The organism is Streptomyces sp. HD (assembly GCF_028369295.1).
Taxonomy (GTDB): Bacteria; Actinomycetota; Actinomycetes; order Streptomycetales; family Streptomycetaceae; genus Streptomyces.
Genome location: NZ_JAQMYP010000072.1, coordinates 1 through 18737 on the forward strand (window position 1 = coordinate 1; position 18737 = coordinate 18737).

Genomic DNA, 18737 nt, shown 5'->3' on the forward strand with positions numbered 1-18737 from the left:
CGCGGATGGAGCCGATGCTGGCGGAGTTCGCCGGAGTACTGGGTTCGGTGGAGTTCCGTGCGCCGCGGATCGCGGTGGTGTCCAATCTGACCGGCCGGATCGCGGGTGAGGAGCTGACGACCCCGGAGTACTGGGTGCGGCACGTCCGTGAGGCGGTCCGGTTCGCCGACGGCGTCAGTGCCGCCCATGGCGCGGGCGTACGGCACTACCTCGAACTCGGCCCGAACGGCACCCTGACCTCGCTCGCCCACGACACCCTCGCCGAGCAGGGCCGAGAGCACGGAGTGAGCGTCGTCCCCGTGCTCCGGGGAGACCAGCCGGAGGACCGGACCGCCGTGAGCGCCGTCGGTCGTCTGTACGCCGCCGGAGCGACCGTGGACTGGGCCGCCTTCTTCGCTCCGCACGGAGCCCGCCGGGTCGAGCTGCCCACCTATGCCTTCCAACGCCGCCGTTACTGGCTGGAGCCGACCGCGCCGTCGTCCGCGTCCCCCGCGGATCCGCTGCGGTACCGCGTCGAGTGGGCCTCCGTGCCGGACGGCTCCCGTCCCTCGCTGGGCGGCGGTTGGGCCGTCGTCGTGCCCGTGGCCGGGGAGCACGACGATCTCGTACGAGAGGTGACCGCCGCACTCCGGGACCACGGTGCGCGGCCCGTGACGGTCGAGGTCGACACCGCCGCACCCGACCGTGCCGAATTCGCGGACCTGCTGCGGGCCGCGCTCGGCGAGGACGCCGGGGGAGTGGTGTCGCTGCTCGCGCTCGACGGCGGGCCGTCAGCGGGTGCCGCGGCCACCGCCGTGCTGCTGCAGGCGTTGACCGACGTCGGCGGGGCCGGACGGTTGTGGTGTCTGACTCGGGGCGCGGTGTCGGTGAGTCCTTCCGAGCCGCTGCCCGCACCGGCGCAGGCCCAGGTCTGGGGCATGGGCAGGGTGGCGGCACTGGAGCACCCGGAGCGGTGGGGCGGTCTCGTCGATCTGCCCGCCGTACTGGACGACCTGGCGCTGAAGCGTCTGTGCGCCGGTCTGACGGGTGCGGCGGGCGAGGACCAGATGGCCGTGCGGGCCGCCGGACTGTTCGCCCGACGGCTGTGCCGGGCCGTAGCGCGCCCGCGTACCGACGACACGGCGGCAGCGGCGCCCTCCGCCGACGGCACCGCCGTCCGCCTCCCCGCCGAAGGCACCGTGCTGGTGACCGGCGGGACCGGGGCGCTGGGTGCGCACCTCGCTCAGTGGCTGGCCGGGGCGGGCGCGGGGCATGTGCTGCTCACCAGCCGGCGCGGACCCGACGCCGAGGGGGCCGTGGAACTGACCGCGCGCCTCAGGGAATCGGGCATCGAGGCGACCGTCGCCGCCTGCGACGTGACCGACCGGGACGCGCTGGCGGGGCTGATCGCGGGGCTGCCCGCCGACCGGCCGCTGACCGGCGTCGTACACGCCGCGGGCATCCTGGACGACGGAGTGCTGGACGCGCTCACGCCCGACCGGTTCGCCGCGGTCGCCGGGCCCAAGGTGACCGGGGCGTGGAACCTGCACGAACTCACCCGGGACCTGGACGTGTCGGTGTTCGTCCTGTTCTCGTCCTTCGCGGGCTCGGTCGGGCTGGCCGGGCAGGGCAACTACGCGGCCGCCAACGCCTACCTGGACGCCCTTGCCGTCCACCGGGCCCGGCTCGGCCTGCCCGCGACGGCCGTGGCCTGGGGCTCCTGGGCCGGTGCCGGCATGGCCGCCGACACCGACGTGGCCCGGGAGCGGCTTGCGCGGACCGGGCTGGTGCCCCTTGAACCGGCCGCCGCCCTGGCCGCCCTCGGGCGAGTGGTCGCCGACGGCGAGGCCGAGGTGACCGTCGCCGACGTCGACTGGGAGCGGTTCGCCGCGGGCTTCGGCCCGGGCAGGCCGAGCCCGCTGCTCACCGGTGTCCCCGAGGTGCGCCGGGCCCGCCGACACGAGCCCGAACGCGGCACGGCGCCCGCGTCGGACCGGCTCGGCGGGCTGGGTGGCGATGAACTGCGCGGAGCACTGGGCGAGTTGGTGGCCACCGAGGTGGCCGCCGTACTGGGCCTGCCGAGTGCGGACCGGGTACCGGAGGACCGCACCTTCCGTGCGCTCGGCTTCGACTCGCTGATCGGCGTGGAGTTCCGCAACCGGCTCGCCGCGGCCACCGGCAGGCGGCTGCCGCCCGGCCTGATCTTCGACCATCCCACTCCTGGCAGGCTCGTCGAGCACCTGACGGCCGTGGTGGAAGGCACCCGGACCGGGAGTGCCGGGGAGCAGCGGACGACAGCCGTGCGCACCCAGGACGATCCGGTCGTGATCGTGTCGGCCGCCTGCCGGTTCCCCGGCGGTGTCAGGACCCCGGAGGAGCTCTGGCGATTCGTCCTCGACGGCGGGGACGCCATCGGCCCCTTCCCCGAGGACCGCGGCTGGGACCTCGACCGCCTCTACCACCCGGATCCCGCCAACTCCGGCACCAGTTACGTGCGCGAAGGCGGATTCCTCACGGACGTGGCGGACTTCGACGCGGCGTTCTTCGGGATCTCGCCGCGTGAGGCGCTGGCGATGGATCCGCAGCAGCGGCTGCTCCTGGAGACCTCCTGGGAGGCCCTGGAGCGGGCGGGCATCGTGCCGGCCTCGCTCGCCGGCAGCCGTACCGGCGTCTTCGTCGGCTCCAACGGCCAGAGCTACTCCACCCTGCTGGGCTCCTCGGAGGTCGAAGGGCATGTGCTGACCGGTACGGCGTCCAGCGTGCTCTCCGGCCGCATCGCCTACGCCCTCGGGCTCGAAGGCCCCGCGATGACCGTGGACACCGCCTGTTCCTCCTCACTGGTGGCCCTGCATCTCGCGGTGCAGGCGCTGGGCGCGGGCGAGTGCGACATGGCGCTCGCGGCCGGTGTGACCGTGATGTCCGGGCCGGAGATCTTCCCGGAGTTCTCCCGGCAGCGCGGCCTCGCCATGGACGGCCGCTGCAAGGCGTTCGGCCCGGACGCGGACGGCACCGGCTGGGGTGAGGGCGTCGGCACCGTCCTGCTGGAGCGGCTTTCCGACGCCCGACGCCTGGGACACGACGTACTCGGCGTGATCCGCGGCACCGCGGTCAACCAGGACGGCGCGTCCAACGGTCTGAGCGCACCGAACGGCCCGTCGCAGCAGCGCGTCATCCGACAGGCGCTGGCCGACGCGGGCTGCCTGCCGTCCGACGTGGACGCGGTGGAGGCGCACGGCACGGGCACCCGGCTCGGCGACCCGATCGAGGCGGAGGCGCTGCTCGCGACCTACGGCCAGGACCGGCCCGCCGACCGGCCGCTGTGGCTCGGGTCGGTGAAGTCGAACATCGGGCACACCCAGGCCGCGGCCGGCATGGCCGGCGTACTGAAGATGCTGTTCGCGATGGGGCACGGGCAGCTGCCGCGAACGCTGCACGCCCCCGAGCCGACTCCCGAGGTCGACTGGTCCCAGGGAGCGGTGGAACTGCTGACCGGGACCAGGCCGTGGCCGGACGTGGACCGGCCGCGCCGGGCGGGCGTGTCCGCCTTCGGCGTCAGCGGGACCAACGCGCATGTGATCCTGGAACAGGCCCCCGTGCTCGACGTGGTGACAGCCGAGCAGCCTCCTGCGCTGAACTCCCCCGTGCTGCCCTGGGTGTTGAGCGCCCAGTCGGCCCCGGCCCTGGCCGCCCGGGCGGACCAACTGCTCGTACGGCTGCCCGAGGCGGCACCCGCCGACGTCGGCCGGTCCCTCGTGACGACGCGGACGCTGTGGCCCGAGCGTGCGGTCCTGCTCGCCGACGGGCCCGCCGACCGCGAGGCCGCGCTCGCCGCGCTCACCCGTGGGGAGACGGACGCGCGCGTGGTGCGCGGCACCGCCGACACCCGGGGCCGGGTCGTCTTCGTCTTCCCGGGCCAGGGCGCCCAGTGGCCCGGCATGGCCGCCCGGCTGTGGGAGTCGTCGCCGGTGTTCGCGCAGTGGATGGACCGCTGCGCCGAGGTGCTGGCCCCCCTGACCGACTGGTCCCTGACCGAGGTGATCCACGAGACGGACGGCGCGCCCGGCCTGGACCGGGTGGACGTGCTCCAGCCCGCCTCCTGGGCGGTCAGCGTGTCGCTGGCCGGCCTGTGGCGCTCCTGCGGGGTCGAACCGGCCGCCGTGGTCGGGCACTCGCAGGGCGAGATCGCCGCCGCGTGCGTCGCGGGCGGGCTGACCCTGGAGGACGGCGCCGCGCTGGTGACGCTGCGCAGCAGGCTGATCGCCGACGAGCTGTCCGGGCAGGGCGGCATGATGTCGGTGGGGCTGTCCCCGGCCGACACGCAGGAACGCATCCGGCGCTGGGACGGCAGGATCTCCGTCGCGGCGAACAACAGCCGCCACTCCACTGTCGTCGCCGGTGAGCCGGAGGCGCTCGCCGAACTGCTCGCCGAGTGCGAGGCGGCGGGCGTGCGCGCCCGTCGTATCCCCGTCGACTACGCCTCCCACTCCGCTCAGGTGGAGCGCATCGAGTCGAGGCTGACCGAGCTGGCGGCCGGGGTCGCACCGCGCTCGGGCCGGATCCCCTTCCACTCCACGACGACCGGCGCCCGGCTCGACACCGCGGACCTGGACGCCGCGTACTGGTACCGCAACCTCCGGCAGCCCGTGCTGTTCGGGCCGGTCACCGAGGAGCTCCTCGCCCAGGGCCACGACGTGTTCCTGGAGATGAGCCCGCACCCGGTACTCGTCCCCGCCGTGCAGGACGCCATCGACGCGACCGGCACCGTCGCCGCCGCCGTGGGCAGCCTGCGCCGGGACGACGGCGGACCCGAGCGATTCCTGCTCTCGCTGGCCGAGGCGTTCGTACGGGGCGCGCCCGCGGACTGGCGTGCGGTGCTCGGCAGCACCGGCACCCGCCCGGTCGAGCTGCCGACCTACCCCTTCCAGCGCAGCCGCTTCTGGCCCGAGCCGGTCGGGACGCCCGCCGGGACCAGTGGTGGCGTCGAGGAGGACACCCCGCTGTGGCAGGCCGTGGACCGCGGCGACCTGGACGCCGTGGCGGCCGAACTCGCCCTCCCCGACGGCCGGTCGCTGACCGAGTTCGTGCCCGCCCTGTCCGGCTGGCGCCGCAGGCAGAAGGACTCCGCGCTGGTCGACAGCTGGCGCTACCGCGTCACCTGGACGCCGGTGGCCCCTACCGTCCCGGCCGCCCTGACCGGCGACTGGCTGCTGGTGACCGACGAACCCGACGGGCCCGTCGCCCGGTGGGCGCGTACGGCGCTCGGTGAGGACACCACCACTGTCGTGACCCCGGCGGACGTCCGGGCCCGGCCGCGCACGTCCGAGGACAACGCCTGGACCGGCGTGGTGTCCCTGCTGGGACTCGCCGACCGGCCGCATCCGGAGCACCCCGCCGTACCGGTGGGCATCGCGGACACCCTCGCCCTGCTGACCGCGCTGCGGGAGGCAGGCATCGACGCGCCCCTCTGGTGCCTCACCCAGGGCGCCGTGGGCACCGGCCGCTCCGACCAGGTTTCCGCCCCCGACCAGGCCCATCTGTGGGGACTGGCCCGGGTGCTGGGCCTGGAGACCCCCGAGCGCTTCGGCGGTCTGGTCGATCTGCCCGCCGAACCCGACGACCGCGCCGCAGGCCTCCTGCGGGCCGCGCTCACCGCCGACGCGGACGAGCAGGAGTACGCCCTGCGCCCCGCCGGCCTCCAAGTGCGCAGGCTGGTCCGTGCCCCCCTGGACCGGTCCGCCGTACGGCGCCCCTGGCGCCCCCGGCCCGACGGCACCGTCGTCGTCACCGGCGGCACCGGCGCGCTCGGTGCCCGGGTCGCCCGCCGGCTCGCCCACGCGGGCGCCGGACACCTGCTGCTGACCAGCAGGAGCGGCCCGGCCGCCGACGGCGCTCCCGAACTGGCCGAGGAACTCAGCGCGTTGGGCACCGAGGTGACCATCGCCGCCTGTGACGTGGCCGACCGCGACCAGCTCGCCGCCGCGCTCGCCGAGGTGCCCGACCGGTTCCCGGTCACCGCCGTGGTGCACACCGCGGGCATCAGCCGCAACGCCCTGTTGGCCGAGACCACCCTGGCCGAGGTGGCGGACCTGTGCGCGGCCAAGGCCGCCGGCGCCCGCAACCTCGACGAACTGCTCGCCGGACGCGACCTCGACGCCTTCGTCCTCTTCTCCTCCGGCGCGGCCGTCTGGGGCAGCGCGGGCCAGGGCGCGTACGCCGCCGCCAACGCCTACGTCGACGCGCTCGCCGCCGACCGGCGCCGCCGCGGACTCGCCGCCACGTCGGTGGCGTGGGGCAGCTGGGCCGGTGGCGGCATGGTCGACGACGACCTGGCGCGCGAACTCGCCCGCGGCGGGGTGCGCTCGATGGACCCGGACCGGGCGATCGACGCGCTCCAGCAGGCCCTCGACCACGACGAAGCCGCCCTGACCGTCACCGACATGGACTGGGAACGCTTCGCCGCGGCCTACACCGCGGCCCGCCCGCGCCCGCTGCTCGACGACATCCCCGAGGCGGCCCGCACCACCACCGCGGAACCGGCCGCCGACCTGTCCGACCTGTCCGGACGGCTGTCCCGGCTGCCTGCCGCCGAACGCGACCGGGAACTGCTGGACCTGGTCAGGGCCGCGGCGGCAGCCGCCCTCGGCCACACCGGCGCCGAGGCCATCACGCCGTCGAAGCCCTTCAAGGACCTGGGATTCGACTCGCTGACCGCCGTCGAACTGCGCAACCGGCTCACCGCCGTGACCGGCCTGCGCCTGCCCGCCACCCTCGTCTTCGACCACCCCACGCCCGTCGCGACCGCCGGACGGTTGCGCACCCTGCTGTTCGGGGAGGACGCCCCGGCCGTGTCCGCCGCCGCGGCGCCCGCGCCCGTCACCGACGACCCGGTCGTCGTGGTCGCCATGGCCTGCCGCTACCCCGGCGGGGCGACCACGCCCGAGAAGCTCTGGGACCTGATCGCCGCGGGCAAGGACGGCATCGGGGACTTCCCCGCCGACCGCGGCTGGGACATCGCGCCCGACGCCCCGTTCTCCCAGACGGGAGGATTCCTCCCGGACGCGGCGGAGTTCGACGCGGCGTTCTTCGGGATCTCGCCGCGTGAGGCGCTGGCGATGGATCCGCAGCAGCGGCTGCTCCTTGAGACCTCCTGGGAGGCGCTGGAGCGGGCGGGCACGGATGCCCTGTCCCTGCGCGGCAGCCGCACCGGCGTCTTCGTCGGCGCCGGCTCACACGACTACGCCACCCTCCTCACCTCCCTGGACGGAGGCCAGGACTACGCCCTCACGGGTGCGGTCGGCAGCGTGCTGTCCGGCCGGATCGCCTACGCCCTGGGCCTGGAGGGTCCGGCGCTGACGGTGGACACGGCGTGCTCGTCGTCCCTGGTGGCCCTGCACCTGGCGGCGCAGGCGCTGCGGGGCGGCGAGTGCGACCTGGCCCTCGTCGGCGGCGTCGCCGTGATGGCCACCCCGGACGCCTTCGACGCCTTCGCTCGCCAGGGCGGTCTGGCACCCGACGGCCGCTGCAAGGCGTTCGCGGCCGGTGCCGACGGCACGGGCTGGGGCGAGGGCGTCGGCGTCCTCGTGCTGACACGCCTTTCGGAGGCACGGCGGCGTGGCCACCAGGTGCTGGCGGTGGTGCGGGGCTCGGCGGTGAACTCCGACGGTGCGTCGAACGGGTTGAGCGCGCCGAACGGCCCTTCGCAGCAGCGCGTGATCCGACAGGCGGTCGCCAACGCGGGCCTGACACTCGCAGACGTCGACCTGGTGGAGGCGCACGGTACGGGCACGGTGCTGGGCGACCCGATCGAGGCGCAGGCCCTGCTGGCCACCTACGGCCAGGAGCGTGCGGGGGACCGGCCGCTGTGGCTGGGGTCGGTGAAGTCCAACATCGGTCATACGCAGGCGGCCGCGGGTGCGGCCGGTGTGATCAAGTCCGTGCTGGCCCTCGGGCACGGTGTGCTGCCGCAGACGTTGCATGTGGATGAGCCGACGTCCGAGGTGGACTGGTCGGCGGGTGCGGTGGAGTTGCTGACCGAGGCGCGGGAGTGGCCGGGTGCGGGCCGTCCGCGGCGAGTGGGCGTGTCGGCGTTCGGGATCAGCGGCACCAATGCGCACGTGATTCTGGAGCAGGCGCCGGAGGCCGAGGAGCCTGCTGCTCCGGGTGAAGTCCCCGGGCTGGTGCCGTGGGTGGTCTCCGCGCGGTCGGCGGAGGCGTTGGGGGAGCAGGCGCGGCGGCTGGCCGAGCATGTGCGTGCCACTGACCTCCGGCCGGTTGATGTGGGTTTCTCGCTTGCTGCCTCTCGTGCGGGGCTGGAGCACCGGGCGGTGCTCGTCGGGCGCGAACAGGCGGATTTCCTGGGTCAGTTGGAGTCGCTGGGCGGACGTGGTCCGGTCAGCGAGGGCGGGACGGCGTTCCTGTTCTCCGGGCAGGGTTCTCAGCGTGCCGGTATGGGCCGGGAGTTGTACGAGGCCTACCCGGTGTTCGCGGCTGCCTTCGACGAGTTGTGCGCCGGGTTCGACGGGTTGCTGCCCGGGGCGCTGCGCGACGTCGTGTTCGATGGCGCCGGCCTGGACCGCACGGTGTTCACGCAGGCGGGTCTGTTCGCGTTGGAGGTGGCGCTGTTCGAGCTGGTGGGTTCGTGGGGTGTGCGGGCGGATGTGCTGCTGGGGCATTCGATCGGTGAGCTGGCCGCGGCGTATGTGGCCGGGGTGTGGTCGCTGGAGGATGCGTGCCGGATCGTGGCGGCGCGTGGCCGGCTGATGCAGGCGCTGCCCACCGGCGGTGCGATGCTCGCCGTGCAGGCGACGGAGGAGGAACTGCCGGAGTTGCCGGCGGGTGTGTCGGTGGCGGCGGTGAATGGTCCGCGGTCGCTGGTGCTCTCCGGCGATGAGGAACCGGTCGTCGCGCTTGCGCAGGGCTTCGCGGAGGAAGGCCGGCGGACCAAGCGGTTGACGGTCAGTCATGCGTTCCATTCGGTGCGGATGGAGCCGATGCTGGCGGAGTTCGCCGGGGTGCTGGGTTCGGTGGAGTTCCGTGTGCCGCGGATACCGCTGATCTCCAATCTGACCGGCCGGATCGCGGGTGAGGAGCTGACGACCCGGGAGTACTGGGTGCGGCATGTCCGTGAGGCGGTCCGGTTCGCCGACGGTGTCACGGCTGTGCTGGGCCGGGGTGTGGACAAGTTCCTGGAGCTGGGGCCGGGCGGCACGCTGACCGCGATGGCCGAGGAGACCCTCGACCACAGCGGCATCCGCGCTGTCTGCGTGCCCGTCCTGCGGGCTGAACACCCGGAGCGGGTCTCGCTGTTGAGGGCGCTGGGGAGTGTATGGGCGGAGGGTGCCGCCGTCGACTGGTCGGCGTCGTTCGCCGGTACCGGTGCACGCCGGGTCGAGCTGCCCACCTACGCCTTCCAGCGGCGGCGCTTCTGGCCGCAGCGGGTCGCGGACGCCGGAGATCTGGCGGCGGCCGGGCTGGCCGAGGCCGGTCACCCGCTGCTCACGGCGTGGGTGCCCTCGCCCGAGGGCGACGAGGTGCTGTGCACCGGCAGGCTCTCCCTGGCGACGCATCCCTGGCTGGGCGACCACATGGTGCTCGGCACCGTGCTCGTACCGGGCACCGCGTTCGTGGACCTCGCCTGCTGGGCGGGCGACCGCGTCGGCTACGGCACGCTGCGCGAACTGACCCTGGCCACGCCGCTGGCGCTGGCCGAGAACGCCGCGGTGCGGCTGCGGCTGGTACTCGGTGCGCCCGACGACACCGGGTGCCGTCCGATCGCCGTGTACGCACAGCCGGACGACGAGGACACGCGCTGGACCCGGCACGCGGAGGGACTGCTGGCCCCGACCGAGGACTCCGGCACACCTTCGGCACCCACGGACTTCGGCACCTGGCCGGTCGAGGGAGCCGAGCCCGTCGCCATGGACGGCTTCTACGAAGGACTCGTCGACGCCGGTTTCGCCTACGGGCCGGTCTTCCAGGGCCTGCGGGCGGCCTGGCGGCGCGGCGACGAGATCTTCGCCGAGGTGAGCCTGCCCGCCGAGCAGACCGACGGATTCGGCATCCACCCGGGCCTGCTGGACGCCGCACTGCACGCGATGGGGCCCGCCGCACGGGCCACGGACGAGCCCGGCTCGGCCCGGCTGCCGTTCTCCTGGGGCGAGGTGCGGGTGCACGCGGTCGGCGCGGATCTGCTGCGCGTCCGCCTGGTCCTGGCCGAGGACGGCACCGTCACCCTGGACGCCGCCGACGCGGCCGGGCGGCCGGTGGTCTCCATCGGTTCGCTGGTCCTGCGCCCGCTCTCGCCGGAGCGGTTGCGCGAGGGTGCGCCGGTCCTCGACGACGCGCTGTTCACCACCCGCTGGGTGCCGCTCGAAGGCACCGGCGAGACGGCACCGGACCTCGCCACCTGCGTTCTGGTCGGCGAACCGGTGCCGGGCGCCTGGCGGCACCACCCGGACCTGGAGGCGTACGCCGCGGCCGTGGCGGACGGCAAGGAGGCGCCGGATGGAACGGTGCTCGCCCGCTGCCCGCAGGACACCGCCGACGACCCCGCGGAAGCGGCCCGGGTCGGCGCCGAGTGGGCCCTCGACCTGCTCCAGCAGTGGCTGGGCGACGACCGGCTCGCCGACTGCCACCTGGTGATCGGCACGCAGTACGCGGCGGCCACCGGCTCCGGGGAGCCCCTCGGCCTCGCCCACTCTGCGGTGGCCGGACTGGTCCGCTCGGCGCAGACCGAGAACCCCGACCGGATCACCCTGGTCGACTTCGACGACGCCGCACCGGACCCCGCCCACATCGCCGCGGCCCTGCACCACGCCGAACCCGAAGTGGCCGTACGACAGGGCATGTTGTACGCCCGTCGGCTCACCCGCCCCGACACCGGACCGACCCTGGCCGTGCCCTCCGGGTCCGCCCCCTGGCGGCTGGAGAGCACCGGCCCGGGCACGCTGGACAACCTCGCCCTGGTGCCGTGCCCCGCGGTCGCGGAGCCGCTCGCCGACGGCATGGTGCGGATCGCCGTCCGCGCCGCCGGAATGAACTTCCGGGACGTCCTGATCGCCCTGGACATGTACCCCGGCGACGCGGATCTCGGCACCGAGTGCGCCGGCGTCGTCCTGGAGACCGGGCCCGGCGTCACCGGCCTGGTCCCCGGGGACCGGGTGATGGGCATGGTCCCGGGCGCGTTCGGGCCCGTCGCGGTGGCCGACCGGCGGGTGCTGGCGCGGATACCCGACGGCTGGACGTACGAGACGGCCGCGGCCACGCCGGTCGCCTTCCTGACCGCCTACTACGGACTGGTGGACCTGGCGGGGCTGGCCGCGGGCGAGTCGGTGCTCGTGCACGCCGCGGCCGGTGGCGTCGGCATGGCCGCCGTCCAGCTGGCCCGGCACCTCGGTGCCGAGGTGTTCGGCACCGCCTCCGAACCCAAGTGGGGCACCCTGCTCGCGGGCGGCCTCGACCGGGCACACATCGCCTCCTCGCGGACCCTGGACTTCGCGGACTCCGTGCGGGCGGCGACCGGCGGCGCCGGCGTGGACGTCGTACTGAACTCGCTCGCGGGCGAGTTCGTGGACGCCTCGCTGCGTTCGATGCCGCGCGGCGGCCGGTTCGTCGAGATGGGCAAGACCGATCCGCGCGACCCCGAGCGGATCGCCGCGGACCATCCCGGCGTGCGCTACCGGGCCTTCGACCTGGGCGAGGCCGGCCCGGACCGCATCGCCGAGATCCTCGCCCGTCTCGTCCCGCTCTTCGAGTCGGGCGAGCTGACTCCGCTGCCCGTCACCACATGGGACGTCAGGGACGCCACCGCCGCGTTCCGCGCGCTGAGCCAGGCGGCGATCACCGGCAAGGCGGTGCTGACCGTCCCCGCCGTCTCCTTCGGGCCCGGCGAGACCGTCCTCATCACCGGCGGCACCGGCACCCTGGGCACCCTGCTGGCCCGGCACCTCGTCACCGAGCACGGCCTGCGCCACGTCACCCTCGCGGGCCGGCGTGGCACAACGACGCCCGAAGTGGACCAACTGCGCGCCGAGGTCGGTGAACTGGGCGCCACGATCCGGGTCGAGGCCTGTGACACCGGGGACGAGGACGCCGTACGGCGGCTGCTGGACTCCCTCACCGCCGAGCACCGGCTGGCCGGTGTCGTGCACGCCGCGGGCGTCACCGACGACGGAGTCGTCCCGGCACTGGACCGGGGCCGGCTCACGGCCGTACTGCGCCCCAAGGTGCGCGGCGCGTGGAACCTGCACCGGCTCACCGAGCACCTCGCGCCCCGGATGTTCGTCCTGTTCTCCTCCGCATCGGCCACGCTCGGCGCGGCAGGACAGGGCAACTACGCCGCCGCCAACGCCTTCCTGGACGCCCTCGCCGAGTACCGGCACGCCCGGGGACTGCCCGCGACCAGCCTCGCCTGGGGACTGTGGGGCGAGGCCAGCGGCATGACCGGCCGGCTCCAGGAACGCGACCGGCAGCGGATGAGCCGGGCCGGGGTCGCCCCGCTCAGCACGGAAACCGGCCTCGCCCTGTTCGACACCGGCCGGCTCACCGGACTCCCGGCCCTCACCCCGGCCCGGCTCGACCTGGCCGGACTCCGCACCCGGTACGCCGACCAGCCGGTCCCGGCCGTACTGCGGGAACTCGTCCGGGTCCGGCGGACGGCGGCCACCGGCACGCCGGGCACGGCGTCCGGCTCCGGGGAGCGGGCCGCGCTCGCGGACCGGCTGGCCGGACTGTCCCCGACCGAGAGCCACCGGCTCGTTCTTGACCTGGTGCGCGAGCACACCGCGGCCGTACTGGGCCACGGCTCGGCCGACGACATCGAACCCGACCAGGCGTTCAAGGCGCTGGGCTTCGACTCGCTCACCGCGGTCGAACTCCGCAACCACCTGCGGACGGCCACCGCCCTGGCGGTCCCCGCGACCCTGGTCTTCGACCACCCCACCCCGGCGGCGCTCACCGAGCACCTGCTGGAACTCGCCGCCCCCGCGGAGCACGACCCGGTGCTCCAGGTCATGGGCGAACTCGAACGGCTTGAGGCCGGCGTCGAGGCGATCGGGCCCGACACCGAAGCACACGGCGAAGTCGTCGCACGACTGCGCCGGATCCTGCGGCGGGTCGAGGCCGGCTCGCCCCGGGACGGCGGTGAGGAGTCCTCCCTCGAAACGGCCTCCGCGGCGGAAGTGCTCGCGTTCATCGACAGCGAATTCGGCGATCTTGCCTAGGACACATACGGAGTTGAGTGCAGTGGCGGATGACGACAAGCTCGTCGACTACCTCAAGCGGGTCACCGCGGACCTGAAGCGGACCCGGCAGCGGCTGCAGGAACTGGAGGCGGGCGCCGCCGAACCGATCGCCGTGGTCTCCATGGGCTGCCGCTTCCCCGGGGGCATCGATTCCCCGGAGGACCTGTGGGAGTGCGTGCACACGGGCACCGACACGATCTCCGGCTTCCCCACCGACCGCGGCTGGCGCACCGACCACCTGCGCGGGGACTTCCGGCGGGCCGGCGGCTTCCTCGGCGACGCGGCCGCCTTCGATGCCGGCCTGTTCGGCATCTCCCCGCGCGAGGCGCTGGCGATGGACCCCCAGCAGCGGCTGCTCCTTGAGACCTCCTGGGAGACCCTGGAACGGGCCGGCCTCGACCCCACGGCGGTGCGCGGCGCGGACGGCGGCGTGTTCGTCGGCATGGCCGACCAGAAGTACGGCCCGCGCGACGCCGAACTGCTCGACGAGGTCAAGGGCCTGGTACTGACCGGCACCACCAGCAGCGTCGCCTCCGGCCGGATCGCCTACTCGCTCGGCCTGCAGGGGCCCGCGATCACCATCGACACCGCCTGCTCCTCCTCCCTGGTCGCCCTGCACCTCGCGGTCCGGGCGCTGCGCTCCGGCGAGTGCTCCTTCGCGCTCGTCGGCGGCGCCGCGGTGATGGCGGAGTCCCAACTGTTCGCCGAGATGGCCGAGCAGGGCGGCATGGCCGGTGACGGCCGCTGCAAGGCCTTCGCCGCGGCGGCGGACGGCACCGGCTGGGGCGAGGGCGTCGGCGTCCTCCTCCTGCAACGCCTGTCCACCGCTCGCGAACAGGGCCTGCCCGTCCTGGCCACGATCCGGGGCACCGCCGTCAACCAGGACGGCGCCTCCAACGGCCTGACCGCCCCCAACGGGCCCGCCCAGCGCCGCGTCATCCGCAAGGCGCTCGCCGACGCACAGCTCAGCGTGGGCCAGGTCGACGCGGTCGAGGCTCACGGCACCGGCACCCGCCTCGGTGACCCCATCGAGGCGCAGGCACTGCTGGCCACCTACGGGCAGGACCGGGCCGACGCGGAGCCGCTGTGGCTCGGCTCGGTCAAGTCCAACATCGGCCACACCCAGGCCGCGGCCGGCGTGGCCGGAGTGATCAAGATGGTGCTGGCGATGCGGCACGGACTGCTGCCGCGCACTCTGCACGTGGACGAACCGACGCCCCAGGTCGACTGGTCGGCAGGCGCCGTACGGCTGCTGACACAGGAGCAGGACTGGCCGAACACCGGCCGCCCGCGCCGCGCAGCCGTCTCCTCCTTCGGGATCAGCGGCACCAACGCCCATGTCGTCCTCGAACAGGCCCCGGCCGCCGACGGCGCCGACCCCGCCCCCGAGCCGGCCGCGGACCCCTCTCCGGCCGCCCCCGTCCCCTGGCTGGTGTCGGCCGCGAGCGAGGAGGCCCTGCGCGGCCAGGCCCGGCGGCTGCACCGGTACGCCGACGACGCCGCCGCCGGGCCACGGCCGCTGGACATCGCCTGGTCCCTCGCCGCGGGCCGGGCCCGACTGACCCATCGGGCGGTCGTGCTCGGTGCGGACCGGGAGGAACTGCTCGCCGGTCTGGCGGCGATCGAGGCGGGGCAGGCGCATCCCCGTGTCGTTCGGGGCCGTACCGCGCCGACCGGGCCGGTCGCCTTCCTGTTCACGGGGCAGGGTTCGCAGCGGGCCGGAACGGGCCGGGAACTGTACGCCGCGTTCCCGGTGTTCGCCGCTGCCTTCGACGAGGTGTGCGCGGAGTTCGACGACCATCTGCCGCGCCCGCTGAAGCCGGTGGTGTTCGCCGAACCGGGTTCCCCCGACGCGGAGTTGATCGACCACACACTGTTCACCCAGACCGGTCTGTTCGCGCTGGAGGTGGCGCTCTTCCGGCTGCTGGAGCACTGGGGCGTCCGGCCCGACCTGCTGCTCGGGCACTCGATCGGCGAGCTCGTCGCGGCGCACGTGGCCGGCGTCTGGTCGCTGCCCGACGCCGCCCGGGTGGTGGCCGCCCGGGCGCGGCTCATGCAGGCGCTGCCCGAGGACGGGGCGATGCTCTCGGTGGCCGCCGGCGAGGAGCGGATCGCCGAACTCCTCGGCGACCTCGGCGAGGTGGCCGTCGCCGCCGTGAACGGGCCGGCCTCGGTCGTCCTGTCCGGCACCGGGACCGCCATCGCCGCCGCGGACGAACTGCTCGGCGGGGCCGGGCTGCGGACCAAGCGGCTCGCCGTACGGCGCGGCTTCCACTCCGCGCTGATGGAGCCGATGCTGGCCGACTTCGAACGGGAACTGGCAGGGGTGGAGTTCGGTGAGCCCACCCTGCCGGTGGTCTCGAACCTCACCGGGGAAGCGGCGACCGCGGACCAGTTGCGCGACCCCGGGTACTGGGTGCGACAGGTACGGCACGCAGTGCGGTTCGCGGACGGCGTCGGGTACCTCGGTGCCCAGGGCGTCACCGCCTGTCTCGAACTCGGCCCCGGCGGCGTGCTGACCGCGATGGCCCGTGACACCTTCCTCGACCTCGGCCTGGACGTGGCACTCGTCCCCGCCCTCCAGCGGGAGCGGTCCGAGCCGGACACCCTGCTGACCGCGCTGGCCGAGCTGCATGTGCGGGGCATCACGCTCGACTGGGCCGCGCTGCTCGCCGCCCGCGGCGGCCACCGCACCGATCTGCCCACCTACGCCTTCCAGCGGGAGCGCTACTGGCTGCCCGCCACAGCCTCCGGCTCCCCGGGCCCGAGGCCCGCCGACGAGACGGACCGACTGCTCCACCGCGTCGGCTGGACCCCGCTCACCGGCACGGACACCGACGCGCGACCGGCCGGCATCTGGCTTGTCGTCGCCCCCGAGGGCACCGACGGCGCACGGGTCGCCGAGGCGCTCGGACCGCGCACGATCCTGCTGCCGGACGGGCCCGCGGACCACGCGGCCCTGACGGAACGAATCGCGGTGGCGCTGCCCGCCGGACACCCCCTGGACGGTGTCCTCACCCTGCCCGCGCAGACCGGCGGCCCAGCCGTGGCAGCCGCACTGACCCTGCGCAACGCCCTCGCCGACGCCGGTGTGAGCGCGCCGCTGTGGTGCGCGACCCGGGCGGCCGTCTCGGTGGGCGGGGAGGCCCTGACGGGAGCGGCACAGGCGACGCTGTGGGGCCTCGGCCGTGCCCTGGACACCAGGGGAGGGGTACTCGACCTGCCGGTGGACCTGGACCCGCGCACGCTGCGACGGCTCGCGGCCGTCCTCGCCGCACCCGGGGACGACGACGAACTGGCCGTACGCCCCGGCGGGGTCTACGCCCGCCGGCTGCTGCCCGCGCCGCCCGTCCTGCCCGGCCACGCATGGCGCCCCGACGGCACCGTCCTGGTCACCGGCGACATCGCCGCCGTCACCGCCGATCTGCTGCGACTGCTGAGCGGCGACGGCGAACGCCACGTTGTCCTGGCCCACCGGCCCGGCACACCCGTGCCCGGCGCCGATGTGATCGACGGCGCGGGCGGCAGCTGCACACTCACGCCGTGGGACGCCGCCAACGCCGAGCCGCCTGCCTCCACGACACCGGTCACCGCCGTCGTGCACCTCGACAACATCGACCCGGCCGGTGCGGTCACCGAGGCCGACCCGGCCGTCCTGGCGCACGCCGTCGGCGAACGGCTGAGCACCGTGGAACGGCTGACCGAGCTGTACGCGGACCAGGACCTGGACGCCTTCGTGCTGTTGTCCTCGCTCTCCGGCACCTGGGGCGGCACCGAGGACATCACGCACACCGTCGTGCACGCGGCCCTGGAGGCCGCCGCCGAGCGCAGGGTCGCCGAGGGCCGGCGCGGCACCTGCGTCGGCTGGGGCCCGTGGGCCGGAGCCACAGCGGGCCCGGCGGTGCCCGGCCTGCTGCCGATGCCGCCGGAGCTCGCGCTGTCCGCGCTCCGCCGGACCCTCGACGCCGACGCGGCCGTGTTCGCCGTCGCCGACATCGACTGGACGGCGGCCCACCCGGTGCTCACCGGGCGGGGCCCCCGGCCGCTCATCGCCGACCTGCCCGAGGTCCGGGCGCTGCCCGAGCCCGCGGCGCCTGCGGGGCCCGGCTCCGCCGTCGCCGCCGCGGACACCGCCGACCTCGAACACCGGCTGCGCGAGGTGGTGCTCGCCGAGGCTGCGGCCGCACTGGGCCATGCGTCCGGCGCCGCCATCGACCCGCTGCGCCCGTTCCGCGACGCCGGGTTCGAGTCGCTGACCGCGGTGCGGTTCCGCGACCGGGTCGCCGCCGAGACCGGGCTGCGGCTGCCGGCCACGCTGGTCTTCGACCATCCGACGCCGGACGAGGTCGTCGCCCATCTGCTGGCCGAGCTGACCGGACGACGGCCCGACGAGGCCGGGGTCGCGCGCGATGCGGCGCACGTCGATGACCCGGTGGTCATCGTCGGCATGGCCTGCCGGTATCCCGGCGGCGTGCGCGATCCCGAAGGACTGTGGGACCTGGTCCACTCCGGGCGCGACGGCGTCGACGACTTCCCCGCCGACCGCGGCTGGGACCTGGCCGCCCTGCGGCGGGCCGCTCCCGGGTTGGCGCTGCGGGCCGGTTTCCTGCCGGACGCGGCCGAGTTCGACGCGTCGTTCTTCGGGATCTCCCCGCGCGAGGCGCTGGCCATGGACCCGCAGCAGCGGCTCCTGCTGGAGGTGTCCTGGGAAGCCCTGGAGAACGCGGGCATCGACCCGTCGTCACTGCGCGGCAGCCGCACCGGAGTGTTCGCGGGCGCCGCGGCCTCCGACTACGGTGCCCTGCTGGCCGGGGCGCCGGAGGCGGACGGATACCTGATGACCGGGACGGCGACCAGCGTCGTCTCCGGCCGGATCGCCTACTCGCTGGGCCTCCAGGGTCCCGCGATGACGATCGACACCGCCTGCTCCTCCTCGCTGGTGGCCCTGCACTCGGCCGTCGGCGCGCTGCACCAGGGCGAGTGCGACCTCGCGCTCGTGTCCGGTGTCGCCGTCATCCCGACACCCGCCGCGTTCCTGGACTTCGGAAAGCAGGACGGGCTGGCCGCGGACGGCCGCTGCAAGGCGTTCGCCGCGAGCGCCGACGGAACCAACTGGGCCGAGGGCGTCGGCGTACTGCTCGTCGAGCGGCTCTCCGACGCGCGGCGCAACGGACACATCGTGCTGGCCACGGTCCGCGGCACTGCCGTCAACTCCGACGGCGCCTCGAACGGGCTGGCCGCGCCCAACGGAGGCGCCCAGCAGCGGGTCATCCGGCAAGCCCTCGCCCACGCGGGCCTGGCCACGGCGGACGTGGACATCGTGGAGGCGCACGGCACCGGCACCGCGCTCGGGGACCCCATCGAGGCCCAGGCGGTACTGGCCACGTACGGGCAGGACCGCAACGCGGACCGGCCGCTGTGGCTCGGGTCGCTGAAGTCGAACATCGGCCACACCGCGGCCGCGGCCGGCGTCGGCGGCGTGATCAAGATGGTGCAGGCCATGCGGCACGGGGTGCT

At 74.8% G+C, this 18737-nt stretch carries 2 protein-coding genes (1 of these 2 running past the window's edge); both read left to right on the top strand.

All coding sequences use genetic code 11. The features are described from left to right. The first annotated feature begins 14 nt into the window (after window positions 1-14). The gene (locus POF73_RS41440) at window positions 15-13199 is read left to right on the top strand and encodes a type I polyketide synthase (RefSeq protein WP_272124579.1); all 13185 of its coding nucleotides are present in this window, start codon (window positions 15-17) and stop codon (window positions 13197-13199) included. Further along, window positions 13192-18737, top strand: the 5' portion of a protein-coding gene (locus tag POF73_RS41445) for a type I polyketide synthase (protein WP_443049738.1). It continues 8836 nt past the right edge of the window; the window shows 5546 of its 14382 coding nt (coding positions 1-5546); the start codon lies at window positions 13192-13194; its stop codon lies beyond the right edge, outside the window. The genes POF73_RS41440 and POF73_RS41445 overlap by 8 nt, the downstream gene beginning before the upstream one ends.

Coding starts and splice junctions, on each gene's coding strand:
- POF73_RS41440 (WP_272124579.1), top strand. CDS start 15: ATGCTGGCGGAGTTCGCCGGAGTACTGGGTTCGGTGGAGTTCCGTGCG.